The sequence below is a fragment of the Aureispira anguillae genome (genome assembly GCF_026000115.1).
In the GTDB taxonomy this organism is placed as follows: Bacteria; Bacteroidota; Bacteroidia; order Chitinophagales; family Saprospiraceae; genus Aureispira; species Aureispira anguillae.
The window spans coordinates 7,011,762-7,038,392 of record NZ_AP026867.1 but is presented as its reverse complement, the minus strand read 5'-3'; the positions used below and the strand labels follow the sequence as shown (position 1 = coordinate 7,038,392).

The window sequence follows — 26,631 nt, the reverse complement described above, 5'->3', positions numbered from 1 at the left end:
TAATCTTAATGATTATCACAAATGAATTTGTAAAGCTCAATGTAGCATTTTTTTATTATCTACTCCCTCAAAAAATGCACAACTTCTACGAGAATGTACGTTTTCGCTTCTTGGTTAAACAAAAAAATTAGAACATTTCACTTGTCATCAACTTCGTTTGTGATAATCATTCTTTAATACAAAGAATAATTTAACAAATCTAATTCAGTTTTTTTTATAAAAAAACCAAACCATTGCTAGTAGCAGCAAAAATAGGGGAACGGCTAAAACCGCACAAAACTAAGGAATATCTTTTAAGATTTGGGTATGATTGTGCAATATTAGGGTAATATTTGTGCAGGCAACAATTAATTCACATCTTTACAGTAGATTAACAACACAAAATATTTTCTTTTGTTATCAATCTAAATAAATACGCTATCCTGAGTTAGTTAAACGTATTTGTTGATCAAAGGGAATAGTCTCTAACTAGAATTTAACTTAATACAATATTATGTCTGTTCATAAACCAATAAAGAAAATAACCACCCATGTATTGCTTGCAATGAAGCAACGCAAAGAGAAAATTTCTATGCTGACCGCTTATGATTATTCAATGGCACGCATTCTTGATGCTGCGGGCATTGATATATTACTTGTTGGTGATTCAGCTTCTAATGTAATGGCAGGACATGAAACTACCTTGCCTATTACTTTGGATCAAATGATTTATCATGCGCAATCGGTTGTTCGAGCTATTGATCGAGCTTTTGTGGTGGTTGATTTACCCTTTGGTTCTTATCAGGGCAACTCAAAAGAAGCATTGGCATCCACCATACGAATCATGAAAGAATCGGGTGCTCATGCTGTGAAATTAGAAGGTGGTGTTGAAATTAGTGACTCCATTACTCGTATCCTAAGTGCAGGTGTTCCTGTTATGGGACATTTGGGGCTAACCCCTCAATCCATCTATAAATTTGGAACGTATACTGTTCGAGCAAAAGAAAAAGAAGAAGCCAAACAGCTCATTAAAGATGCCAAGTTATTAGAAGAACTAGGCTGTTTTGCCATTATTCTTGAAAAAATTCCTGCTCAATTGGGTAAAAAGGTTGCCGAAGCGCTTTCTATTCCTGTTATTGGGATTGGTGCTGGACCAGATGTGGATGGTCAAGTTTTGGTTACTCATGATATGCTGGGAATTACCAAGGATTTCCAACCTCGTTTTTTGAGAAGGTATTTAGAGTTATTTGATGAGATGAAAGATGCCACTAAGCGTTATATCAATGATGTTAAAATGGGTGATTTTCCTAATGAGAAGGAACAATATTAGAATTCGTTAATTACTCAATTTACAAGACAGCATTTACAATAATGGAATCAGTTGATACTAAGCCTAATCGAAAGTGGCTTAAATTATTTTTGGGTTTATTCTTAGCTGTTGCTCTAGTAGGCGGAGGACTGGCTTATTATTTTTACCATCAAGTATTTGGAATCAATGTTGTCCTTACAGAGGATACCATACTTACGATACCCAAAAGTCATACTTCGCTAGAACAGTTGGCTCAATTGTTAGAACAAGAAAAAATAATTCAAAATAAGAATAGTTTTTTATTTACGGCTCAACAAATGAGTTATCAACTAAAAACAGGGAAGTATACCATCCCTAAATCGACAACAAGCAATCGAAGATTAGTTCGTGTATTGCAAGGTCGCCAATTGGCCGTACGATTAACCTTTCACAATCTTAGGCTCAAACAACAACTTGCTGGTTATGTTAGTCGCCAAATCGAAGCGGATTCTTCTGAGCTTATTACCTTGCTAAACGATTCTGATTTTTTAGCTCAGTTTGGCTATACTCCAGAAAACGTTATGGCTGCTTTTATCCCCAATACTTATGAAATGTATTGGGACTGTGACGCAAAGACCTTTTGGAAAAAAATGTTGAAGGAGAATAAAAAGTTTTGGAATCAAGAACGGTTGGACAAGGCAGCAGCATTAGACATGACTCCTATTGAAGTGTATACACTAGCTTCGATTGTTGAATGCGAAAGTCAATACAAACCTGAACGACCTAAAATCGCAGGGGTTTACCTAAATAGATTACAAAAGGAAGGCTGGAAACTAGAAGCTGACCCAACAGTAGTCTTTGCTGTCGGTGATTTTTCTATTAAACGAGTACTCGATCGGCACCTTGAGACAGATTCGCCTTATAATACCTATAAATATGCTGGTTTACCACCTGGACCTATTTATATGTCATCTATCAATGCTATTGATGCGGTATTGAATGCCGAAAAGCATAGTTATATGTTCTTTTGTGCCAAACCGCCAGAAGCAGGGCAGTCTTTGTATATGCACGCTTTTGCCAAAACACATCGGGCACACATTAACAACGCTAAAAAGTATTGGAACTGGATTAGGAGACAGTAAGCTACGCAAAACTAATGCTCTTTTATCAGCTCTTGTCAACCGTTGTTGACAAGAGCTGATTTGTTATATATTATGCAGAAAACGCTGCTTTATCAAAAAGCGAGGGTATGGGAGCATCCTTGGGAACTAAGTAAATAATCAAGCCCCCCAACATCGCCATAAAAAAGCTTACGAGCCCCAAAAACAAGGCGATTCCCAAGTGGAATAAAACAGCAAATGGCAATAAAGCAAGTTTGACATTTTTATTCGAAAATAAAATACCAAATAGAACCAATTCCAGAAATAAGGTTCCCCAAGTAATGCTAGAAACAACAACTGAATTGGCTAGTAGATTCGTCATTAGTGGATCCATCCAATCGGGATAACTAAAATAAGAATCCTTTAAATAGTAATAAATGGCGTTTCCTAGTTTCCATTCTTCTGTACTGGCATACATTTTATCGGTCACTGCATTTAAATAAACCATGGACATCTGGATGGATATTAGTACCAACATAAGGTTACCTACAAACTTCTTGTTTTCTGAAAACTCCTTAGTTCCCCAATGCCATCTTCTGTTATCAAGCAAAGTCATTGGAATAAAAAGAAAACAAAGGATCGCATTAATCTGATCTCCCCCTTCTACAATTGATGAAGCGTAAAAAAAGCTAGAGGCAATCCACCACTGAAAAATACCTGTATACCTAGGATAGATCCCAGAAGCAGCTACCAATAAAATTAGTATTGCAATGATTTTAGCTAAGCCTAACTGTCCCCAACCAAAAATCATAAAAAAATTAACGTTGCTAAATAGGTTCTTGGCATTTACTTCATGAAAAATGGAGTAATCAAAAAGAACATCTACCGAACTAAACGTTAATGTAATCAAAGTGCCAATTGCCAAAATTGTTCTAGCAAGCCCATAAACCCAAGTATATGGGTTTTGAGTAAATAGGAAATCGGAACTTTTATCATAGAATTTTTTATAAAATTGAAGCATCTTGGTTAATTCAGTTCAAATGAATAATACTTATATTCCTTAGAGTAGTTATTGGGGTATTTCAGCCAATTCCAAGGCGTTATAAAGTATTTTTTGATTATATACTTACCTGATTTTATATAGAAAAAATCTTCTTGCCCCAAATCAATCGATTCAAAGGCACTCTCATTAAGGTGAAATTCATCAATGTCCAAATTACTGACTACCCATTTCGAATCTTTAGGAAGGTGATTTTGTATTCGAATCATTTCAATACAAATTCTATTTCCCTTCCTTGACAAGCCAAAAAAATTCTCTAGAGCAGTAATTTTAAAATTCACTAGTTTTGGAGCATTGGGGTCTGTTACATCGTAAAGTTTATACTTGGCCTCCCTAGGGTCTTTTGTAAAAAATCCCCATCCCTGCGGAAAGAAAAATTTAATGATATTCTTCTCTTCCGCAGTGATGGAAATTACATTTTGGGATAGCGTACTAATAAAGTTAAAGTAGAAATAACTAAAAATAGTTACTATCGCCAAGCCCATTAATAAATGTTTTTTCATTGATTAAATCCAGCAGCTATTTCACGAATCAACTCCTCTCCTGTATAGTTGTCATAGGTTTGACCTTCTCCATCTGCTGGTATTGCAATATTATAGAGATAGTTAAAGTTGAAATTAAAATTGAAGTTATAGTTATAATTATAGTTCAGTATTCTTATTCGTGCTAGATTTATAACATAAATAAAATTATAGGTGTAGTTATAATTATAATCTAATGAATAGTTATAATTGAAGTTTAAGTTATAATCAAGCGCTCTACCATTGTTTGTATCCAAATCTTTATCCGCTGGTTTATGCTTTGATATAACATCTAACAAATTACTAGACAGTACTTTTAATTGTTCTTGGCTTTTAAAATTAACAGATGCAACATCAAATGCTTCTTGTAATTCTCTTTTTAAAGCTTCATCTTCGATCTTATCCAAATTACTTTGAACGATTGTAGGTAAAATCAATAAGTTACCTAATTCCATTGCCTTTTTTATCTCTAAAAAATCTGGAGCATAAACTGCTTTTTTAAGTTGCTCGAAATAATCGGGATTGGTGCGTTCTATTTGTTCAATATAACGATCAATATTGGCAATATAATTTTCCATAAATTCAGGATGCTCTTCGCTCATCTCTTCCAGTAATTTTACATTATCTTTAAAAGAAGGAATTCTATCGGCAGCATCACCTAAATTAAAAAATACCGTTTTAAAAATCGACTGACCATCTAATTGAGGATCTAAGCTTTCAACTTCTTCTAGTGGTGTCGTTCGGCAGCTAAACACCAAAAGAAATAAGCATGCTAAAGCGGGAATTGCATATTTCATAATATTAACATTTTGGGATGAAAAAATTTGAGTTATATAACAACTATTCTCTATCTAAGAGATAGCTGTTTTTTTTGCGTAATATATATGGGGATTTTTAAGTTTTTTGAATTAAAAATCTAGCCTGTGGAGAGAGAAACAGTGCTTTATTTTCTTTCCACAGGCTATAGCTAACAAGATAATCTTATGGGTTAAATCCAATCGCTATCTCTTTGATCAGCTCCTCTCCTGCATAAGCGTCATAATTAAACTCTGCTCTTCGCAGTGGAATGCTCCAGTTTCTAGTCCAGTTAACATTTCCTGACCACGCAACATTAACGGCATAAACAAAGTTACCAACAGCTGCAACAGTCACAGCTACTGCTGCGGCAAAGAAAAGGCACCTTCCATTGTTTATATTTGCATTCTCATATTCTGAATCATATTTCGATAGAATACTTAATAAACTGCCAGAAAGTTTTTCTAGTTGATCTTCATTTTTAAAGTCAATCGATTCTATATTGAGTGCCTCTATGTCTCTTTTCAAAGGCTCGTACTCAATTCGATTAAGGTTGCTCTGAATCACTGTGGGCAAAATCAATAAGTCGCCCAACTTCATAACTCGTTTTATTGCTACAAAATCTTGGGCATAAACAGCCTCTTTAAGCTGTTCAAAATAACCAGGATTGGTTTTTTCTATTGATGCAATATAGTTATCAACATTTGCAATGTAATTTTGCATAAATTCAGGATGCTCTTTCCCTGTACTTTCAAGAAAATCGACACTTTCTTTAAAAGAAGGAATTTCATCAGCAACATCACCTAAATTAAAAAATACCGTTTTAAAAATCGACTGACCATCTAATTGAGGGTCTAAATTTTCAACTTCTTCTAGTGGTGTCGTACGGCAACTCAACACCAAAAAAAATAAGCAGGCTAAAATGGGAATTCTTAATTTCATAATTAAAAAATTTGGGATTAAAACAATTGATTTACAATGCAATAATACAATTATTTTTTTTAGATATAAAAATTTACCTTGATGTTTTTTTGATATATTTTTTTGATATAGAGCGACTTATACTTATTATTTTTCATCTCAACGCCGATTGTTAAAAGGGTTCACCAAACAAAAGTCCCTATAAATAAATCAGCTCCTACCAAATGATTTGGTAGGAGCTGATGGGCAAAATATGCCATTATAGTTTGGACATTAAAGCCCAAATAAATCCCAACTTATTCAACGAACATAATGAAGTAGTAATTAGCCCTGATGTTATTGCATGAGAGCGCAAGAACAGAGTGAGGTCAATTATTGTTCAATTTTTTCATTAAATTCGGTACTGCTGATCACAAGATCATGTGGTTCCAACAAACTGCGAATTTCATCTTCTTGCTCTTGCTCTTGAACCAACCGCCTGTTTCTCCACCACAAATATCCGATCGTGCTGATCATGATATAAGGGATTATTAATAAATAGATAATTCCTTTGTTTAATCCTGCTGCCGCTGTTCCCCCATTCTTCAAATTAGACTCTGCTGACATACGGCACATTGGGCATTGAGCGTCTGCAACTAGACTAGTAACCGCAATAATAACTAGTATTAATAGGGTCAATTGTATAACTCTTAAAGTGGTATTTTTCATTATTTTTATTTTCAATTAAGTAAGCGGGCATAAAAAGTATAGGTAAAAAAAATAATTATTTTTTTCCTGTAAATTATTGCGAACGATTACTTAGATTAGTCCAATACAATTTTAATTGAGGTGTTAACTTATTGGATAATACATTGAAAGTTATAAAGGAAATCAAACTCCAACTAAGCATAGTATGGGGAAATCATAAGATAACAAATTACTCCAGTAATAGAAACATAAAGCCAAATTGGATAGCTAAATTTTACAATTTTCTGATGTTTTTTAATTTGTCCTGTATAACCATATAGAAAAGCATATAAAACAAATGGAGCTTGGATTGCAGCTAGTACAATATGGGTCAATAGTAAAAAGAAATAAACATATCGTATTGTCCCCTCTCCCCCAAACTTAGTATGTCCTGCTGTTGTATGATACATAATATAAACCACCAAAAACAACAAGGACAAAACCATCCCAGCATAAATTAGCTGCTTATGTAGATTAATGTTTTTGTTTTTAACAGCAATCAAAGATCCGATCAGTAACAAAGCTGTGGTACCATTTAGTACAGCATTGATTAAGGGTAAAAGATGTACATCAAAAGGCCAAACAAAATCTGTAAATTTAAACTGAAACATCGCCCCAACAATTAGCGGGAGTGCTACAGAAATAATATTGACCAACAAACGCAATTTCTTATAAGTTGCATTTTGTTCTTGATTTATAGAATTACTCATTATTTATGTTTTATAATACTTCGTGTTTTTTTAGTTTTCCTACAAAAAACATAAAAAAGCGATGCCTTTCCTTTGCAGCTCATCATCGTTCTTACATTAGATTGATTATCAAAAAGATAACCTTCTAGCTGTTAAGATACTAATAATCAATCTAATGCGATTTTGCACGAAGTAATGGTTTTAAGAAATTTAATACAATTTTTCGTCTGCTTTATATTCTATCTTTTTTCTGGCTTTGACAGGCATAATAAGCGCTATGTGCCTCAATAGTTGTTCAACAGCTTCTTTATCTTTTAGATCGTAATGATCGCACAACAAAGGTCCATTTTTATAATCTCCCGAATCATCTTTTTTGCTAACTCGTCCATCTAGAACTGTTATAGTCGAACAGCTATTGCCATTCGTTATACGATACCGTTCTTTTGATATACCTTTTGCAAATTTCCATTTGTTCGTATCCACCTTCCATTCGTCTAGATAAGGATCCAAAGACCAAGTTGAATCCTGAGAGAAATCATCGGTATGGATTACAAAAAGCAGTTTTCCTTGATCTTCTCTTCTAAAATTATTACGAAAAGCTTTTAGAGAATCTATAAATTCTGTTATTTCCTCTTGGCAATGAGCAGACCAAAAACCTGTTACAACTAGTTTACCACGTACCAATTCATTGCTTAAGTTCGAATTATAATAAGTTGATAAATGATCAAAATCGACTCGAATAGAGTCTTTAAGAAATTGCATTTCACTTCGTATCCCCTTGTATTTGTCAAGTCCCTTTTTTGAAAAGAAAACAGTTACAATAGGAAATACAATTACAAACATAACAAATACAATGGCAGCAACAGGGTTTTTCTTATTTTCAGACATATTGAATAAAATTAATGTTCTGTTTTAATTATTAATACTCCGCTGATTTTATAGTGGAGTACTGAATTATAAAATTGATTATTTAACGATAAGGTGCTCTAAGTACCACCAATTTCCCTCATGACAATAAGGAACAATGAAACTCATTGTGTGCAAGGTTAAACGATTTGATTTTATACCACTAATCATTGTCCATTATCAACTAGTAGTTCTTCAGGTTTAAACACACAATCTTATAGAGCTCCCAATACCAATATCCATTGTTGTGACCACAAAAGTAATACAACTTTGGTTGAAGTTCATAGCCTAAAAACAAAAAAAGTGTTCTAAGGCTTACTTAGAACACTTTTAAATAACCAAAATTTATGGTAGATCTATCTAAAAGATAATTGCTTAGACAATTCTTCTGTAGATTTCATACTTGTTGCTTTAGAAGACTCTGGAGCAGGCATTTCAGCACCTGGTCGTGCATCTTTTACATAATTACGATTATTTCGAGCATAATCACCTTCCCAAAGAAAAGCAATAACGGCCCAAATTAACAAAGTCATTGGCAATACAATTGTAGCAGCAAAACCTCCTACCTCTGCACCAAGATGCATAAAGATACTAACAATATAATAAGCTTTGTACAAACTTAGTGCGATCATAATTAGTCGTACAATAGAACCAGGAAGTAATTCTTTAGTAAATAAAGCAACTCCTACCTCTGCAAATGTTACCAATAGTAGAATCCAAAACCCTTTGGTTCCAATCTTTATATCCTCTTTTCTTTGCTCCTCAACACTTAGCCCATGTGAATGTCCCATGATATATATAATTTATTATTTATGTTCTAATTATCGTTTCTGATTATTGTTTGTTGATTATAATAGGTAAAAAGCCAAGAATACAAATACCCATACCAAATCTACAAAATGCCAATAAAGACCTACTTTTTCGACCATAACATGCCCATTGTTGCGCACTCTATAGAAACCAGACCAAGAGTTTAAGGCAATAACCAATAGAATAATTAATCCAGAAAATACATGGAATCCATGAAATCCAGTAATAAAGAAGAATAAAGTACCAAATGCTGTTGGTCCCATGTCTTCTGCCATCAAGGTACCTGCTGTTTTGTAAGCACCAGGGAAATACTCCCCATTTTGGTAAGCAATCAAATAAGGATCGCCTATTTCAAAACTTTCGCCCACTGCTTTGTGTGGCGCTTCACCTCCATGTCTATGGAAATAGTGATGGTCAAATTTTTCAAAATATTTTTGATCGTTAGCTGCGTCGTACAAATAAGGCAATGCTTCTTGCGTATGACCTTTATCTGTGTGAACATCAACCATCATTGTTTTTTTCTCCAACTCAGGATTCAATTGATGTGCCTCTGCTAAAGATACATATTCTCCATTATCTAACGCTGAGCTAAAAGGATTGTTATAAATAGTTACCCCCTCTACAGCTATAAGGTTTGTCCATTCCCAAGCTTGACAGCCCAAGAACATACCACCTCCTATAATCGTAATCACTAGCCATTTCACGACTCCATTTACATTCTCTAATTTTCCTTCTTGTACCGCTCTAAGTACTGTTACAGAACTTACGATTAGTACAAACGTCATAAACGTAACAAAAATAAGAGGAGCACCTTCTATTCCAAAAGGAGCAGTACTAAATACGTGATCAGGTATAGGCCACGCATCCATACTAAAACGCAAAGATCCATAAGCAATAAGGAATCCTGCAAAAGTGAAAGCATCAGATAATAGGAAATACCACATCATTAACTTCCCATACTCTGAGCGGAATGGAGAGTCTCCTCCTTCCCACAATTCTTCCATTCCGATTTCGTTTTCAATTTCGTGAACAGTATCAGTTGCCATTGTTACGACTTTAATTTTATATGAATATTAATTTTTATTTATAAAGTATGCTTGTTTATTGCTGTGTCCAAATGAACAACAACAAATACAACCATAAAACATCGACAAAATGCCAATAAGTAAATGTTAACTCTAATCTTAGTTGTCCTTTAGGAGTCCACTCCAAGGTATTTTTTTTCATGGCATAAATCCAACTAATCATCAAAGCAGTGATCCCACCAATTACATGCAGCGCATGTGTACCAATTAGCATTACAAAAAAGCTACTCGATTGGTTGGTATAGATAAAAATACCTTTTTGATTAAGTGCTAGCCATCCTGCATATTGCAAGGATACGAACAAAATTCCTAAGATGAACCCTATTGTTAATAAGATTCTATATAGTTGATAGTTTTTATTAACAAAAGCTCTGTAAGCAACATGCAAAATTATGCTGCTAGACAAGATTACCCCTGTACTATAAAAAAACTCTTCAACAATTGGAAACGAAAGCCAATTTCCTGCTGCTTTACGAACAATATAAGCACTTGTAAATGCTGAAAAGAACATTAGTATACTTACAATAGCCGTCCACAAAGCAAATTTCTTTGGGTGTATCCGTCTTATTCTTTTTGGAGATGCCACCATTTCCATAGTATTAAATTTTATCAAGAACTAAAACAATCAAAACAACAGGTAAATAAGCAAATGATGCAAACATAAGCTTTCGTGCTGCTTGATCGGTGCATTTTCGATATAAATTGATCGCATAAGTTAAGTAAAAAATTCCCATTACTAACATTACACAACAAGCAATATAACTCGAAATGCCAAAATAAAAAGGCAAAATACTCATAGGGAGTAAACAAGCGGCATAGAATACCGTCTGCATAGCAGTGCTCTTATCACGACCGTCTTTTTTCTTAGAAGGCAATAAATAAAATCCTGCGTCAGAATAATCCTTGTATGCAACCCATGCGATTGCCCAAAAATGAGGGAATTGCCAAAAAAACTGAATGCTAAACAAAAACAAAGCCTCAGCTCCTAATCCATTCCCTGCTGCTACCCAACCAATAGACATTGGTAATGCCCCAGGTATTGCACCAATCCAAACAGCGGCTGGTGATACTCGTTTCATGGGCGTATAAATAAAAGAATATGAAATCAAAGATAAAGCTCCTAATACAGCAGTGGTCGGATTAAAAGTAGCCAATAATAACAATCCTGCTACACTTAATAAGCCTGCTATCAAAACAGCCTCCGAACTTTCCATACGTCCTGTTGCTACAGGACGGTCAGCTGTCCGCTTCATTAGTTTATCATAATCTTTTTCCAAAACCTGATTGAGTGCGTTTGCAGCTCCTGTAACAAAGAAACCTCCTAATCCAAGTACTACTAGTGCTTGCCAAGAATAGTCATTTGCCCCTAATAAAAAGGTTATACAGGCTGAGAAAACCACTAATAATGACAACTTTAGTTTTACTAAAAGTTTATAATCATTGATCTTCTGTTTCAAAAAACTTCCAATACTTATCGTATTATTGTCTGTTGTTGCCAACTTTCTGATATTTATATGTTTCCAAGATCAGCTTATACCTAAGTACAAACTGATCTTAGATAAATATTTTATTATTAATGTCCTCCGTCAATTTCTCCTTCTGCTAAAGGCTCTGTCTGAAGGATAAACTCTCTTCCGTGACGACCCAAATCATAAGGCCAACGGTGTACTTCAGGAATTTCTCCTTCCCAGTTTCCATGTCCAGCATCAATAGGAGCAGTCCATTCTAATGTTGTCGCTCCCCAAGGATTCATTTCTGTTTGTTTCTTTCCTTTATAAATAGAATAGAAGAAGTTAATTACAAACAAGAATTGAACAGCAAAGGTTAAAATAGCAGCAATTGTAATAAATTGATTCAAACCTTCAAACTCTGCAAATGCTTGGAATCCATCAAATCGATAGTAACGACGAGGTACACCAGCCATACCTAAATAATGCATAGGTCCAAAGATAGCATAAGCTCCAATCAATGTACCCCAGAAATGCATTTTACCCATCGTCTCATTCATAAAACGACCGTACATACGTGGGAACCAGTGATAGATACCAGCAAACATTCCAAAGAATGCAGCAACCCCCATTACAACATGGAAATGCGCTACTACAAAGTAGGTATCGTGTTGTTGGATATCAATGGCAGCATTTCCTAAGAAGATACCTGTCAAACCACCAGAAATAAACATCGAAACAAAACCTATAGAAAATAGAGAAGCAGAATTAATTCTTAAGTTACCTCCCCATATTGTTGCAATCCAGTTAAATACTTTTACCGCAGAAGGTACTGCAATAATCAAAGTAAACAATACAAAGATATTTGCAATAAATGGATTCATTCCTGACATATACATATGATGCGCCCATACTAAGAAAGACAATACACCAATTGCTAAGATAGAAAATACCATCGCTTTATAACCAAAGATAGGTTTACGAGCATTTACAGATAGTACTTCTGATACCAAACCCATTGCAGGCAAAATAATGATATATACCTCTGGGTGACCTAAGAACCAAAACAAATGCTGGAACAAAATAGCAGAACCACCTACTCTAGTTGTTAAAGCCTCTCCTGCAACATAGATTTCATTCAAGAAGAAAGAAGTTCCCATTACACGGTCAAAAGTCAACATAAAAAAGCCTGACGCTACTACTGGAAAAGATAACAAACCTAAAACTGCAGTGATCAAAAATGCCCAAACTGTTAATGGCATTCTAAACATTCCCATTCCTTTGGTACGCATATTTAGTACCGTAGTAATATAGTTAATACCTCCTAACAATACCGATACAACAAAGAATACTAAAGAGATCAACCATAATGTTGCTCCAGCTTTAGATCCATCAGATGCCTGTGGCAAAGCAGATAAAGGAGGGTAACCTGTCCATCCACCAGAGAATGGTCCAGTGTTCAAGAATAAAGAAATCAATAAAACAAAACCAGCCAAAAAGAAGAACCAGTAAGACAACATGTTCATCATTGGTGATGCCATATCTCTAGCTCCAATTTGCAATGGAATTAAGAGGTTACTAAATGTTCCTGACAAACCAGCTGTTAATACAAAAAATACTAAGATGGTACCATGCATCGTTACCAATGCATAATAAAAATCAGGATCTAATTTACCTAAACCACTAACAGGATCAATATTAATCCATCCTCCTAATAAGGGTTGTAACCATGCCATATCTGCATCAGGAAAACCTAATTGCAAACGGAAAATGATTGACATCCCTGCACCAATAATTGCCCAAATAATCCCTGTTATCAAGAATTGCTTGCCAATAGTTTTATGATCTTGGCTAAAGATGTATCGGTCTACAAATGAAGACTGATACTTGTCACCATGATGTCCGTGGTCGTCGTGACCATGATCCCCATGATGTCCGCCATGCTCTAATTCTTTTTCTACGATATTAATATTTGCCATGATAGCTTATATTTAACTATTAATATTTATAATTTCTTCTATTTTCTTTTCTACACTTACTCCTATCCTTCTGTACTAGTTGTATCAGTTGTAGGAGTTGGAACTACAGGAGTTGGTTTTACAGCATCAGCAATTGCTTTAGCCGCTGCCAACTTAGTATTAGATTCTGCTACAGATTGAGACAAACGAACCGCTTTCAAAAGTGGTTGGATTTTTGCCATTGCAGCTTCTGCATTTGTATAATCAGCAGAACCTAGCTCTGCATTGTTTCTCATTTCTTTTAATTTGTCCATGTATACATTTACACGAAGCTTGTTTTCAACCAATTTTTCAAAATCAGCTGTTTTACCTTTCAAAGGATCGTTATCCGTTTGGTTGTGTACCTTAGAGAAGTATTGAGACTTAACAGAACCTGGTACATATTGGTAAATAGTTTCGTTGTTTACAGAATCAACAACTTCTTCTAATTTACCACCTTCTTGAGCATCAACCCAAGCCAAATATTCTTCTTCAGAAACAATCTTAACAAGATTTCTCATACTATAGTGTCCGTTTCCACAAAGCTCTGCACAAGCCAATTCATAGTGGAACGTTTCCCAACGTTGCTTAGTATCATCATTTTTGTCAGGTACTTGCCAAGAAGGCTCCTTGCTCAAACGACGACGCATAGAATCTGTAGTTACAGTTGGAGTAAAGTTAAAATAGGTAGGCATCCCTGGAACCGCATCTGTTTTGACACGCATATCACGAATGTAAAAGTTGTGCAATACATCACGAGCAGTGATTCGAACTCTTACAGGCTTGTTGACAGGAAGAACGATTTCAGTAGTCATGAAATCATCCATGTTTTTCTCATCGGTCCAAGTTTGTCCCAAAGGATTGTTACTATTGATTTGAGTAAAATATTTTGTTCCAATTTTACCATCACGACCTGGGTAACGCAAGAACCACAAAAACTGAGAACCAGTTGCTTCAATTTCTAGATATTCTCCTTCTTCTTCAGGAAGAACAACACTAACAGCGTCTTCTGGCAAATCCAACATGATTTTATTCCAAGCCTGTAGACCACCAACAACCAAAAACGTCATTACAACAGAAGGAATAATCATCCAAACCATCTCTAATGTTTCGTTGTGTGCCCAGTAAAGGCCGATTTTACCTTGCTTCCCTTTGTATTTCCAAACAAACCAAAATAATGCGATATGTGTTAGGATAAATACAATAGAAGTAAAAAATAAAGTAAGATTAAATAAATAATCTACTTCTGGTCCATGCTTAGAAGCAGCAATATTAGGTCCCCACCCTAAGGTAGTTGGTATGTAGTAGATAAAAGATACCACACATGCAGTTAGAAAGGTAACCATAAACACCATACCTAATCCTGCATGGAACTTATTGATTTCATCTTGTTCTGCTGGGTCGTTACGTACGATAGAAGCTAGTTCTCTAGCTTTTCCTACTTGCACTATAAATACGGCCAATAAAATGACACATAATGCCCCGATTATAAATCCCATCTCTTTTATATTGTTTAAAAAAGGTAAAACCTTTGAATTAAAATATTCGTTGTCTTATAATTACTAACCAATAGCTAGAAAAAATTCAGTATTAATGAGCCTCTCTTTCTGGTCCGATACCAGTATCATAATGCTCACTCTCCAATATGTATGGATCATTAGGTGGATACAATGATGCACGACTCAAAGAAGTAAAGGTTACAAATAAAAACAATCCTAAAAATCCTAAGAATGTTCCTAATTCCAATGCTCCTGGGAAATGTACTCCCATCAAGAACTGAGGCTCTGCATGATGTCCATGATCGTCATGTGCGTGTTCTGCGTGATCGTGTCCATGAGCATCGTGTCCATGTCCATCGTGATTATCGTGCGCAGTATGGTCGTGACCGTGTGCATCGTGGTTATCTGCTGCATGATCGCTATGATCGTGTGCATCGTGGTTATCTGCTGCATGATCGCTATGATCGTGTGCATCGTGATGCTCTTCACCATGTTGGTCATCTTGGTAAGTTGTCAAAACTGCTTTAGGCGCTTCGTTTATATGGTAAGTATTGTCACCATGTGGAGCGTGATCGTCATGACCAGCATGAGACAAATGTTGAGCATGCTCATAGTTGTACCAAACACCAGGCTTAATCATTTGGTAGAAATCCAACCAGTGTCCCAAAAATACTAAACCAGCTACAAAACCTAGGGTACCTAAGGTACGCTTAGAGCTATTCATCATAAGGATGAAGAAAGGTCCTACAAAGTTCATCAACAAGTTAGCAAAGAATACTACTTTAAATTGCTCAAATCTCAAGAAGAAATATTGAGTTTCTTCACCGTTGTTTGCATACCAAATCAACATAAATTGAGAGAACCATAGGTACGTCCAAAATACACTAAATCCAAAAATATATTTTCCAATATCGTGCATGTGCTCATCGTTAAACTTCTGCAACAAACCTTTTGATTTTAAGAAAATAATCATCATAAAGGTCACAGCCAACATACTTACCCACATTGATACCGTAGCATACCAAGCAAATAAAGTAGAGTACCAGTGCGTATCAACAGACATAATCCATTGCCAAATAACATAAGCACTAGAAAAACCACCAATTGGCAAAAATGCTGCGGCATAGATACGGTTTCTTCTTACATTATCTGGTACTGAATTTGCTGTAGTAACAGTATAAGGAGTTGTGTCTTCGTTAATTGAAATTTTTCTGAACATCACTGCAAAGAAAGACCAAATTAGGACAACAACAACTGTTAGTAAATAACAAGTAGGATTAACGAAAGCAGATTTGTGAAAAGCCAACGGATCAAAATTTGGACTTTCAACATTTAAATAATCTTGGTTATTCCATAGGTACAATAATTCTGTACCTTCTGCATTCATATAAATAGCGATTCCTAAGATTAAAAATAAAGCAGCTCCTACAGACAAGAAACTCATTATTGCTTCAGGAATACGTTTAAACATTGCAACCCATCCACCCCATGCCAAAGCATGTGCAGCTAAGAATAAGACTGCGGCGAATGCTATCCCTGTAAAAAATACAGAGTTATGCAAGTAATTCGTCCAAAAACGCATATGATGCATACTTTCTGGACCGCTCATGTAGGACCAAGCCAAACAGACGGCACCAATTACCATCAAAACAATGGTAAACAACTTGGTTTTTCCGTCAAAAACAAAAGTTTCGTTATTATGATTGCTCATTGTATATAAAAGTTATACTTGTTTTAATCTTAGATTACTCTTTATTTAGCCTAATAAACTTATTTATTAGTTAACAATTTTAAGCTCTGTTCTTCTATTCTCTTTCTTCCCTTCTTCTGTCTCATTAGAAGCAACGGGTTGTGTATCGCCATAGCCTTTGTAAGCTAGTCGATCAGCAGCAATACCGTGCCCAACTAGATAATCATAAACAGCATGTGCTCTATCCTCTGACAATTGAAGATTTTTAGCAGCATCACCTGTATTATCAGTATGACCACTAATTTCAATTTTTACAGTTGGATTAGCTGTCAATAAAGCAACCAATGAATTTAGTGTTGCATAAGATTCTGATTTTAGATCAGCTTTTCCTACGCTATACAAAACATTGTCTAGTTCTATTTTTAAATCTGCCTCAGTGTGTCCAGCTTTCACTTCATCCATCAAAGCAGCAAATGACTCTTCCAAAGAAACCGTAGGAGCTACATTTACATGTCCAATAGGATTGTATTCTACTCCTTTTTTCTCAGCTTGCATAGAACGGATATAGTGAATTAGTTTCCAACGTTCTTCTGAAGACATTTTATCAGCATGAGATTGCATCATACCTTTACCATGCAAGATGGCATTTAAGAAACGCCCATCAACAGCAGCAGAAAATTCGTCATTTACCAAATTAGCTGGTTTTGCGCTATATTTCCCCTCTCCTTCGTTGTACAAAACACCATTTCCATCAAGATCTTCACCGTGACATACTTCACAGTTGATCGCATATAAAGTAGCACCATCTAATAGTACTCTTTCCAATTCTTTCTTTGAAGAAGGTTTAACTTCATTTTGAACAGAAGGATCCTTCATCATAAGATCTCTTACCTTTTCTTGAAGCGCAACAAAAGACTCATCAGCAGACTCTCTATAATCTTCTAAGTTTTGGTATTTAGAAGGCAAATAACCACGAGCGATTGTTCCTTCAACGGGTTTGCGAGGAGCAGCATAGTGCTCATAAGCTTCCTCACCATCCCAAGTATTGTTATAATAATAAGCACTGTTATTGGCATCATACGCAATAGAATGCGCCATATCTGGCATGTATTCGCTACCAGTAAAATCGCCACTAGCACGCCCACAGCTCCACAAAAGAAGACTAGCCAAACTAGCAACAGTCAATGAATATATGCTTGTTAGATTTTTCATTTCTATTTCGAATTATTCTTTAGATTTTAATATTAGATATCTTTAGTATGAACCTCTTCTGCACTAGTTCTTTCCAACAAAACAGAAAGTGCTTCAACCTCTTCTTTTGAACTATGTGTTACATCAAAAGCAATACAAAATTTATCATCTGTAATTCTTGGATCTAAGTAAGGGTTTTCAACACCAAATCCTAATCCACAAACGAGATAGAAAGTGATCACCATTCCTACTGCTGCCAACAATACAGTAAACTCAAAAGTAATTGGAATAAAAGCAGGCACTGAGAAATAAGGCTTTCCACCAAAAATAATTGGCCAATCACGGGTAAATACCCAAGACATGAAACCAAAGGCTAAAGTAGTTCCTGTCATTCCATAAATGAAACCTGCAATATGCAAACGGGATTCATTCAAGCCCAAGACGGGATCCAAACCATGCACAGGGAAAGGAGTATACACATCCATGATTTCAGCATCTTCTTTTTTAATTTGCTTGATCGCTGTCATTAGGATTTCCTCATCGTTGTACAAGCCGTATAGCACTTTTTTATTTAATACTCTTTTCATGCTTATCTATATTTATAATAGGCGAGTTGCCTAAGAGATTGCTTAATTGTTATCGTTATTTATTGTTGTTATCAGCGTCTTCTGAATCCCCCCCTTCAAAGTTCAAATCATCTTTGAAGTCTTCAACCGTTTTGTCGGTCAAAACATCTACAGCTGTTTCCATAGCAGTAGCCGTTCCTGCACCACCATGTACAGTAGTAGCATGACTGTGTCCATGATCTGCATGATCATCATGACCGTGGTGTAATCCTGAGTGAATCTCACCAGTAGCTTCTGCATAAGCAGGTCCTACATACTGATCTCCAGAAGATTTCAAGATAGACTTAATCTCAGCAATAGCAACTACAGGCGCTACACGAATAAAGACTAAGTATAAAGTACCAAACAATCCAAAAGTAAATAAATAAATACCTACCTCAACCCAAGAAGGAGTATAATAGCTCCAACTAGATGGAATATAATCTCTAGCCAAAGTAGTCGCAATAATTACGAAACGCTCAAACCACATACCTATGTTTACAACGATAGACAAAACAAATGTCCAAGCAATAGAACGTCTGTACTTGCGTACCCAGAAGAACTGAGGAGTAATTACGTTACAAGTCATCATCGCAGCATAAGACCACCAATAAGGTCCAACAGCACGATTATAAAATGCATATTGCTCATAGATATATCCAGAGTACCAAGCGACAAATAACTCTGTCAAATAAGCTACCCCTACAATTGATCCAGTCAAAACGATTACCTTATTCATCGATTCGATGTGCTCAATTGTAATATAATCTTCCAATTTTAGGATAGATCTAGTAATAATCATAAGTGTACAAACCATTGCAAACCCTGAGAAAATCGCCCCAGCAACAAAATAAGGAGGGAAGATTGTTGTATGCCATCCTGGAATTACAGAAGTAGCAAAGTCAAAGGATACAATTGTATGTACAGAAAGTACCAATGGAGTTGCCAAACCAGCCAAAACTAGTGACAAAGACTCCCAACGTTGCCAGTGCTTAGCAGAACCCGTCCACCCCATTGACAAGAAGTTGTATATTTTCTTTCTAAACCCTTTAGCACGGTCACGAATTGTCGCAAAATCAGGCACCAAACCAGTATACCAGAATAATAACGATACTGTAAAGTAAGTACTAATTGCGAATACGTCCCACAAAAGAGGAGAGTTAAAGTTTACCCACAATGGTCCACGTGTATTAGGATAAGGAAATACAAAGAATGCCATCCACATACGTCCCATGTGAATACCAGGGAAGAACGCCGCACAAATTACAGCAAAAATGGTCATCGCCTCAGCGGCACGGTTTACCCCCGTACGCCATTTTTGACGAAAAAGTAACAAAATAGCAGAAATCAAGGTTCCTGCATGACCAATACCTACCCACCATACAAAGTTAGTGATATCCCATCCCCAACCAATCGTACGGTTCAAATTCCAAGTACCGATACCATACCATAAGGTAAAGAAAACGGCAATACCACCAAAGGCCAAAAGCCCTAAGCTACCTAACAAACAAAGCACCCATCCCATTCCTGGTAATTGCTCCGTTGGCGAACAGATGTCTTCTGTTATTTGATGATACGTCTTGCTGCCCGTTACTAATGGTGGGCGAACATTTGATACAACTGCGCTCATAAAATTTATGTTTTTATCTAAATTGTATTTATCTACTTTCTATTCTATTAATTCTCTAACTAAGCAAAGTTTTCATCTTTGTTAATTACTTTCATCAAGTAATTAACGGAAGAGCGAACGTTAGTTTCTTCCAATGGAATGTACGAACGTTTTGTTCTTTGCAATTTATAAACTTCACTGTTAGGATTGTTATCATCACCAAAGATGATAGCCCCAGTAGAACAAGCTTGTTGACAAGCTGGTGTTACATCGCTGTCTTGAAGTTTGCGACCTTCTACTTTTGCAGCCAATTTACCCTCTTGGATACGTTGGATACAGAAGCTACATTTTTCAATAACACCACGAGTACGAACAGTTACATCTGGGTTAAGAACCATACGTGTTAAGTTCTCATTCATATAGTTATAACTCTCTGCATCATCAATTCCTCTGTTCATATCCACCTCATTAGATGGGAAAATATCAGCAGAAGTATAATCCAACCAGTTAAAACGACGAACTTTGAAAGGACAGTTATTTGCACAATAACGAGTACCTACACAACGGTTATAAGTCATTTGGTTTAATCCTTCAGAACTGTGGTTGGTAGCCGCAACAGGACAAACGTTCTCACAAGGAGCATTGTCACAATGCTGACACATCATTGGCATATAGACTGCATTCGGTGTTTCTTCATCTCCATAGAAATAACGGTCAATTCTCAACCAAGTCATTTCATGGATGTTGTTCACCTCAAATTTACCAACTACAGGAACATTATTTTCAGCCATACAAGCCACTGTACAAGCACCACAGCCCGTACAAGAGTTCAAGTCAACTGCCATTCCCCAGTGGTGTCCCATTCCATAAACCTCATGGTCTGGGTATAGTCCTTTGCTATTTAAATATTGATAACCTTCACGTTTTTTCGCTAATTTTTTTACCTCTTTAGATAAATCTTTAGCCGTTGATTGGAAGAATACAGAACGCTCAATCAATGCTCCTTGGAAACCTTCGTTGTGCTCATCCACATTGAATGGTTTTTCTTCACCAGTAGCATATTTATGCATTTTAGTTTTTCCTGTAGCTTCATCTGTTGTCGTCAAACCATAAGTATGATGCATTTGAACACAAGCAAACAAATCGTCATGGCCTTCGTATTCAGACAAACTTCCTGTACCAGAAAAGTTAAATCCTTTTACAGCAGGAAATAAATCTGTTCCTACACCATTACCAGCTTTACCAGCTCTTGTACGACCATATCCTAAAGCAATAGCAACCGTTCCTTCCATTTGACCAAAGGTACGGAAAACAGGCAATTGATATTCTGCGCCATTTACAGTAATGGTAGCAATATCACCATCTTTCAAGCCATTTAGAGAGTCATAACCTGAGTTGCCATTCCATTTTAAAGGAATTTGAATAAAGTTATCCCAAGTAGTACGCATAATAGGATCTGGCATTTCTTGCAACCAAGGGTTGTTGGCATGCTGTCCAGCACCTAATTGTACACTCTCATAAAAAGTAACCTCTATTGCTCCACCTTTGCCTTGAGCCAAAGCAGCAACTGCTCCAGCGACATTTGAAGCACCTGAAACAACAGGCTCAGCAGTTGAAGTAGAATCGTTAGCGGTTTCTACTACTGTTTCTGCGATAGCAGAAGTAGCTTTGAACCAGCCATTGTGTAATGTATTGTTCCAGAAAGATTGGAAAGTCATGTAATTGCTTTGAGCAGGGAACATGGTAGTTTTCCAGTTGTCTTTCATAAAGTCATGATAAGAAGTAGATACTCCAGCCCAAGCCAATAGAGATTCTCCAGCAGCACGAGTACTAAACAAAGGAGAAATAGTTGGTTGAACCACATAAATCTCACCTTTCTTAGGCTCTGCATCGCCCCAAGACTCTAGGTTGTGATGATCAGGCGCAACATATTTACAAAGTGCTGCTGTTTCGTTTAGTGTTCCACCAAAAGAAACAGACATACCAACTTTTGGCAATGCCTTAGCAAAATCTGCCGCCAAACCAGGAATATCATAAGCAGGGTTGGCACCGTCACATACGATAAGCGCTCCAACAGCACCACTATTCATATCATTAACCAATGATTGAATCGCTGCATCACGTCCTAGACGTTGTTTAGAGTGTGTATCGTTTGTAAGTGTTAACGTAGAATTGGTAGCGCCCAACATTTCGTTGATGGCATTTACTACCATTTGGATATTTACATCATTAATACCACATACAACCAACGCTCTAGGGGCATTTTTAACTAATTTCTTAGCTGTATCTTTTATTGCTTTAGATGCTTTTTTCCAAGCAAATTTAGGAGCAAAGCTCAAGCTAGCAGGAGTATTGCCAGTTTCTTTTGCTACCTCAGTGTAAAGCATTCCAACAGCAGCAGCCCATTCAGAAGGCTTGATTAAAACTCTGTGGTCTGCATTTGATCCCGTCAAAGACATACGAGACTCAAACTGAATGTGTGTAGACATTGTTTTGTCTGCACCCGTTTTAATATCTTGATCCGTTACTTTACGGTTTTTGATATAATCTTTAGAATATTCTACATGAGAAATCCAAGGTCCCAAGAAATCAGCTTCGATACCAACAATGCACATTGCTTTATCAAAGTGATAAGAAGGAATCCATGGTTTGTTATACATTCTCTCATTAGCCTCAATCATAGCCGAACAAGAAATCGGATCATACTGAACCAATTGAGTGTTAGGATATTTTCCTTTGAATGCTTCAACAGCCGCTTTAAAAGTAGGGCTATTGTTGGTATGAGAAACAATGCGAATTTGACCAGAAAGCCCTGCTTTTACTGCTTTGTCAAGGTCAGCCCAAGACAACATAGCAGCAGCTTCTGCCTCTTTTTGTTGTTTTTTATTTTGAATCTTTTCAGCTTCCAATAACTTAGAAACGACACCAGCACCTTTTAGACGATTGGTATCGTACAATTCCAATATAGATGCTTGGCTTCTAGCGCAACTACCTTCACCAGTAAAGGTTTTTTCTTTACCATGCCCAGGGTTACCATCAATCTTAATAGGACGCCCTTCACGAGTTTTGATTAATGCAGGAAGTACATCTCCACCTTGCACAACAGCAGAGGCAAAGTAAGTAGCAACACCAGGTACAATTTCCTCAGGTTTGATTACATAAGGAATTGCTTTTTTAACGGGAATCTCACAGCTTGCAACAGTAGCAGCAGTAAGACCAAATCCCATATACTTCAGAAAATCACGACGACTGTGCTCGCTATTTTCTGTTTCTTCAGTATGTGCAAATTCATTTTGCGATGCATCAAGAGTAGAAATATCATTGGCTAAGTCTTCTGCACTTATCCAAACTCTATTTTTATTTTCCTTCTTATTCATAGTCTTATAAGATATATTGGAAGTAGGGGTTTCCCCCTTTGTTATTGCTAATTTATTATAGAAACAGGGGTATCTTTTTAGCAAAGAATGCTAAAAAGATACCTTTAAATACTGATTAGTAGTGACATTTTTGACACTCTAGACCACCAATCTCTTCAACAGTAACTCCTTTACGTTTACCTTCCTTCAACTCATTGTGGTATCTTTCGTAATATTGATAATCAGTATAATAAGCATTTGCTTTATTTTCTTCACCCATGTAAGGTGATTTTTTACCTTCATTCAAACCATCACGGAATTGAACTTCTGTTTGTCTATGACAGTTAACACACCATCCCATAGATAAAGGAGAATGTTGCTTAACGACATCCATTTCAGATACTTCACCATGACAAGTTTCACATTTTACTTTACCAACAGTAACGTGCTGAGAGTGGTTAAAATAAACGTGATCTGGCAAGTTGTGAATACGTACCCACTCGATTGGTTTGTTGTAAGTACCAGCAACAGAAGCCAATTGTTCATCGATCATTCTATTTACAGCTGTTTCATTTTCTTTCCACTCTTTATCATAGGTTTTTCTCAACCATTTCTTATAAACCTCTGCTCTTTCCGCTTCAGACATATCTTCTGGTAGGTAAGAGTTAGACATTGGGTTGAAACCAGATGCAGCATAAACCTTGATCAACTCTTTAGTTCCATCTTTAGATCCTTTTTGGATATTAGCATGACAGTTGATACAAGTATTAGAAGCAGGAATAACAGAATGTCTTGAACGACGAGCACCATCGTGACAATATTGACAATCGATTCCATTATCTCCAGCATGAATTTTGTGCGAGAAATTAACAGGTTGTGTAGGAGCGTAATCTTGTTGACGTCCTAAACCAATTGCATTATTAACAGTAGTATAACCACCAACTAATACAACTACAAAAATCAACAATTTAACAACAGAAGGGCCAAATAAAATACCCATAACAGATTTCTCTGGTGAAACTACCTCTCCTGCATTTTGTTGAGCCAAACGAGTCAAGCTGTTGATGTAACGTCCCAACAAAGCAATAGCCAACAACAATACAACTACTAAAGTATATCCCAACAAAGGATTGCTTTCTTCTTCATCTTCTCCTTTAGTAAGATCTGTTCCTGCGCCTTTTTTATCTTTGTCTAAAGCACCAGAACCTTTTAGTTCAATGTATTCTAAGATATCGTCAATTTGAGCATCTTCCAAACTCTCAAAAGGAGTCATGGCAGAAGCCGCCCAATTCACCATAATCTTTGCACGAGCATTTCCAGAATTGGCTAACGATTCAGAGTTACGAATCCATTCATAAATTGCACCTGGATATTTTTTCCAACGATCCTCCGCTTCGTATAAAGCAGGTCCCGTCATATCACTTACCATGTCATTGTTATGACAACTAGCACAGTTCTCCAAAAATAGAGTTTTTCCATTATTTGCATCCGCCGCCATTGACCAGTTTGGCAACATTGCAATCAACAAAGTAATTGCGCAAAAGCTTAAAAGTCTTTGATATATCATTTTGTAATTTTTTTGTCAAAAAACAACCCTTGTTGTATTTGGAACAAAAATACAATCCACAAATCTTTTTTACAAATGTTCCTAAAATCTCCTAACTATTTAGACCGAATCTAAATAAATTTGGCATTAACTTTTGCTTAACTAATTTGTAGTTGCTTTTTTGAGTTCATCCTCCAAACACAATATAAGAAATTGATTTTCAAACCTTATACATGTTATCTTGTTATTCTCAATAAATTTTCACAGAGTATTAAGCGCTAAGTTAAAATCCTTCTTCATTTTTTCACATTTTTTGATGTAAAAATCATAGAATTGTCAAAATTTGTCATTTTAACTATTTTTATAAGCAATTATGGAACTATCTCTACTCTAAAAAAGTAGCCAATGGGATAAGTAGACCTTTTATTAGTACATCAGCATTCTACCATAAGATCTTTTACCTTTATAGAGCATAGTTCAGTTTTTTTACTTATCATTATCTTTGTATCAAAAAAGAAGATTAATCACTTCTTATTAAAATCTATATCATCAACTATCTCAATCTTGCCGTCCATTGACAGCATATATTTTGAAGATCAAAACAATAGGAGCATACATATTATATATCATGTTTGAAATAGGAGCAAAAATACGGTTTAAATATACAGGAATGGAAGCTGAAATAGTAGAAGACCACATGGATGGTAGTTATACGGTTTGGCTAGAAAAGGATGAAGAAGAAAGTATTGCCTTTGTTGATGATATTGTATTGGCAAAAGATTTTGGAGGCATAGAACAATCCGAACAACAAAAAACATTACAAAAAGCCCCCAAAGGACCATCTACAGAAGAGTTATTTTATAGCAAAGAAGAATTAAATGCAAAAAAAATAGCTGCTTTACAACCGAAACATCTTTCGGTAAAAAAGACGACTGCCCCAAAGACAGAAAAGATACCATCTTTTGTTCCTCTAGACATTTGCCCTAGTCCACCTAAACAAACAGGTTGTTATCTAGCGTTTCATCAAACAAGCCCCAATCACTATACGATTTATTTAGTCAATGATTTGCCCAATTCTTTTAGTTTTGAGTTTAAGCTATTTTTGCAACAAAAATTAGTGCATGGCTTCAACAAAATTATCCCTGCCAATACTTTTTTTCCAATTGGTGAGCTATTACATGAGCAGTTTAATGATTCTCCCCTTATTGAATTCCGATGTCCAGCCCTTGCTTTCAACAAGCAAATCAAACTAAAATATCGCAAATTTATCAAAACCGTTCAGGCTATTCCTTTGATGGGATTAAATACCTATGCATTTGTTTTGTTTTCTAAACTTCCTGCATCTACCCAAAAGAAACCTTCTATAAAGCACTATACCAATAGCCATAAACAAGAACAGGCGAACTTAATTGCCCCTATCAATAAGCTGTATCGTTCTTTTGACCTAATGGATGTGGCCTCTTTTGAGCCTGAATTAGATTTACATGCTGAAAAATTAGTTAATGACACTTCTGAATTTACAGCTAGAGAATTATACGAATTGCAATTAGAAGTTTTAGAGAACTTTATTACCAAAGCCGTCAAAATTGGTTTACAAGAAGTCTTTATTATTCATGGCTTGGGCAAAGGCAAACTCAAAGAAGGGGTTGACAATTTTCTGCGCTTCCATGGCGACATTAAATCTTATAAAAACGAATTTCATGAGAAATATGGTTTTGGAGCCACTAAAGTCATATTAAAAAAATAACAACCACTTCCCCCCTTATTATTAGTTATCATCCAAAACAAGAAACTTGTTTTGGCGTCCGTC

The 26,631-nt window shown here is 36.0% G+C and carries 22 protein-coding genes; 3 read left to right on the top strand and 19 right to left on the bottom strand.

The features are described from left to right. Nucleotides 1-493 precede the first annotated feature (493 nt). Complete coding sequence (panB, locus tag AsAng_RS27370) at nt 494-1,309, top strand: 3-methyl-2-oxobutanoate hydroxymethyltransferase (RefSeq protein WP_264790331.1); 816 nt, start codon at nt 494-496, stop codon at nt 1,307-1,309. A 41-nt stretch (nt 1,310-1,350) separates the two neighbouring features. Next, nucleotides 1,351-2,409 carry an endolytic transglycosylase MltG gene (gene mltG / locus AsAng_RS27365; protein WP_264790330.1) on the top strand — a complete coding sequence of 353 codons (1,059 nt, stop codon included), beginning with the start codon at nt 1,351-1,353 and terminating at the stop codon, nt 2,407-2,409. A gap of 70 nt (nt 2,410-2,479) precedes the next feature. On the opposite strand, the gene AsAng_RS27360 is transcribed toward mltG, so the two are convergent. The 19 genes from AsAng_RS27360 to AsAng_RS27270 form a co-directional block, all read right to left on the bottom strand. Continuing rightward, on the bottom strand, nt 2,480-3,388 hold the full coding sequence (locus AsAng_RS27360) for a sporulation-delaying protein SdpB family protein (protein ID WP_264790329.1): 909 nt from the start codon (nt 3,386-3,388) through the stop codon (nt 2,480-2,482). 5 nt (nt 3,389-3,393) lie between these two features. Next, nucleotides 3,394-3,930 (bottom strand): SdpA family antimicrobial peptide system protein, encoded by a 537-nt coding sequence (locus AsAng_RS27355; RefSeq protein ID WP_264790328.1) that lies wholly within the window; start codon nt 3,928-3,930, stop codon nt 3,394-3,396. Beyond that, nucleotides 3,927-4,745, bottom strand: a complete 819-nt coding sequence (locus tag AsAng_RS27350) for a hypothetical protein (protein WP_264790327.1) — start codon at nt 4,743-4,745, stop codon at nt 3,927-3,929. Before AsAng_RS27350 ends, AsAng_RS27355 begins: the two co-directional genes overlap by 4 nt. A gap of 184 nt (nt 4,746-4,929) precedes the next feature. Next, nucleotides 4,930-5,685: a hypothetical protein gene (locus AsAng_RS27345; RefSeq protein ID WP_264790326.1), complete on the bottom strand. Its 756-nt coding sequence runs from the start codon at nt 5,683-5,685 to the stop codon at nt 4,930-4,932. 351 nt (nt 5,686-6,036) lie between these two features. After that, nucleotides 6,037-6,372 carry a hypothetical protein gene (locus AsAng_RS27340; protein ID WP_264790325.1) on the bottom strand — a complete coding sequence of 112 codons (336 nt, stop codon included), beginning with the start codon at nt 6,370-6,372 and terminating at the stop codon, nt 6,037-6,039. Between the two features lie 173 nt (nt 6,373-6,545). Next, nucleotides 6,546-7,100 (bottom strand): DUF420 domain-containing protein, encoded by a 555-nt coding sequence (locus tag AsAng_RS27335; protein ID WP_264790324.1) that lies wholly within the window; start codon nt 7,098-7,100, stop codon nt 6,546-6,548. A gap of 189 nt (nt 7,101-7,289) precedes the next feature. Then, nucleotides 7,290-7,967 carry a hypothetical protein gene (locus AsAng_RS27330; protein WP_264790323.1) on the bottom strand — a complete coding sequence of 226 codons (678 nt, stop codon included), beginning with the start codon at nt 7,965-7,967 and terminating at the stop codon, nt 7,290-7,292. Between the two features lie 374 nt (nt 7,968-8,341). After that, entirely contained in the window at nt 8,342-8,776 is a 435-nt protein-coding gene (locus AsAng_RS27325; protein ID WP_264790322.1) for a cytochrome C oxidase subunit IV family protein, read from the bottom strand. A gap of 57 nt (nt 8,777-8,833) precedes the next feature. After that, on the bottom strand, nt 8,834-9,841 hold the full coding sequence (locus AsAng_RS27320; protein ID WP_264790321.1) for a cytochrome c oxidase subunit 3: 1,008 nt from the start codon (nt 9,839-9,841) through the stop codon (nt 8,834-8,836). A 55-nt stretch (nt 9,842-9,896) separates the two neighbouring features. Further along, nucleotides 9,897-10,475, bottom strand: a complete 579-nt coding sequence (locus AsAng_RS27315) for a cytochrome c oxidase subunit 3 (protein WP_264790320.1) — start codon at nt 10,473-10,475, stop codon at nt 9,897-9,899. A gap of 4 nt (nt 10,476-10,479) precedes the next feature. Continuing rightward, nucleotides 10,480-11,379, bottom strand: a complete 900-nt coding sequence (gene cyoE, locus AsAng_RS27310) for a heme o synthase (RefSeq protein ID WP_264790319.1) — start codon at nt 11,377-11,379, stop codon at nt 10,480-10,482. A gap of 74 nt (nt 11,380-11,453) precedes the next feature. Beyond that, entirely contained in the window at nt 11,454-13,307 is a 1,854-nt protein-coding gene (locus tag AsAng_RS27305) for a cytochrome c oxidase subunit I (protein ID WP_264790318.1), read from the bottom strand. 62 nt (nt 13,308-13,369) lie between these two features. Next, entirely contained in the window at nt 13,370-14,824 is a 1,455-nt protein-coding gene (locus AsAng_RS27300; protein ID WP_264790317.1) for a cytochrome c oxidase subunit II, read from the bottom strand. A gap of 91 nt (nt 14,825-14,915) precedes the next feature. After that, on the bottom strand, nt 14,916-16,535 hold the full coding sequence (locus AsAng_RS27295; protein ID WP_264790316.1) for a cation-translocating P-type ATPase: 1,620 nt from the start codon (nt 16,533-16,535) through the stop codon (nt 14,916-14,918). Nucleotides 16,536-16,601: 66 nt separating this feature from the next. After that, nucleotides 16,602-17,726, bottom strand: coding sequence for an OmpA family protein (locus AsAng_RS27290; protein ID WP_264790315.1), 1,125 nt, complete (start codon nt 17,724-17,726; stop codon nt 16,602-16,604). A 32-nt stretch (nt 17,727-17,758) separates the two neighbouring features. After that, nucleotides 17,759-18,292: a DUF3341 domain-containing protein gene (locus AsAng_RS27285; protein WP_264790314.1), complete on the bottom strand. Its 534-nt coding sequence runs from the start codon at nt 18,290-18,292 to the stop codon at nt 17,759-17,761. Nucleotides 18,293-18,347: 55 nt separating this feature from the next. Beyond that, complete coding sequence (gene nrfD, locus AsAng_RS27280; RefSeq protein WP_264790313.1) at nt 18,348-19,940, bottom strand: NrfD/PsrC family molybdoenzyme membrane anchor subunit; 1,593 nt, start codon at nt 19,938-19,940, stop codon at nt 18,348-18,350. A gap of 59 nt (nt 19,941-19,999) precedes the next feature. Beyond that, a complete protein-coding gene (locus tag AsAng_RS27275; protein ID WP_264790312.1) occupies nt 20,000-23,296 on the bottom strand; it encodes a TAT-variant-translocated molybdopterin oxidoreductase in 3,297 nt (1,098 codons plus the stop codon). Between the two features lie 115 nt (nt 23,297-23,411). Continuing rightward, nucleotides 23,412-24,842 carry a c-type cytochrome gene (locus tag AsAng_RS27270; protein WP_264790311.1) on the bottom strand — a complete coding sequence of 477 codons (1,431 nt, stop codon included), beginning with the start codon at nt 24,840-24,842 and terminating at the stop codon, nt 23,412-23,414. Nucleotides 24,843-25,449: 607 nt separating this feature from the next. Here AsAng_RS27270 and AsAng_RS27265 point away from each other — a divergent pair. Beyond that, nucleotides 25,450-26,568, top strand: a complete 1,119-nt coding sequence (locus tag AsAng_RS27265; RefSeq protein WP_264790310.1) for a Smr/MutS family protein — start codon at nt 25,450-25,452, stop codon at nt 26,566-26,568. Nucleotides 26,569-26,631: the final 63 nt, after the last annotated feature.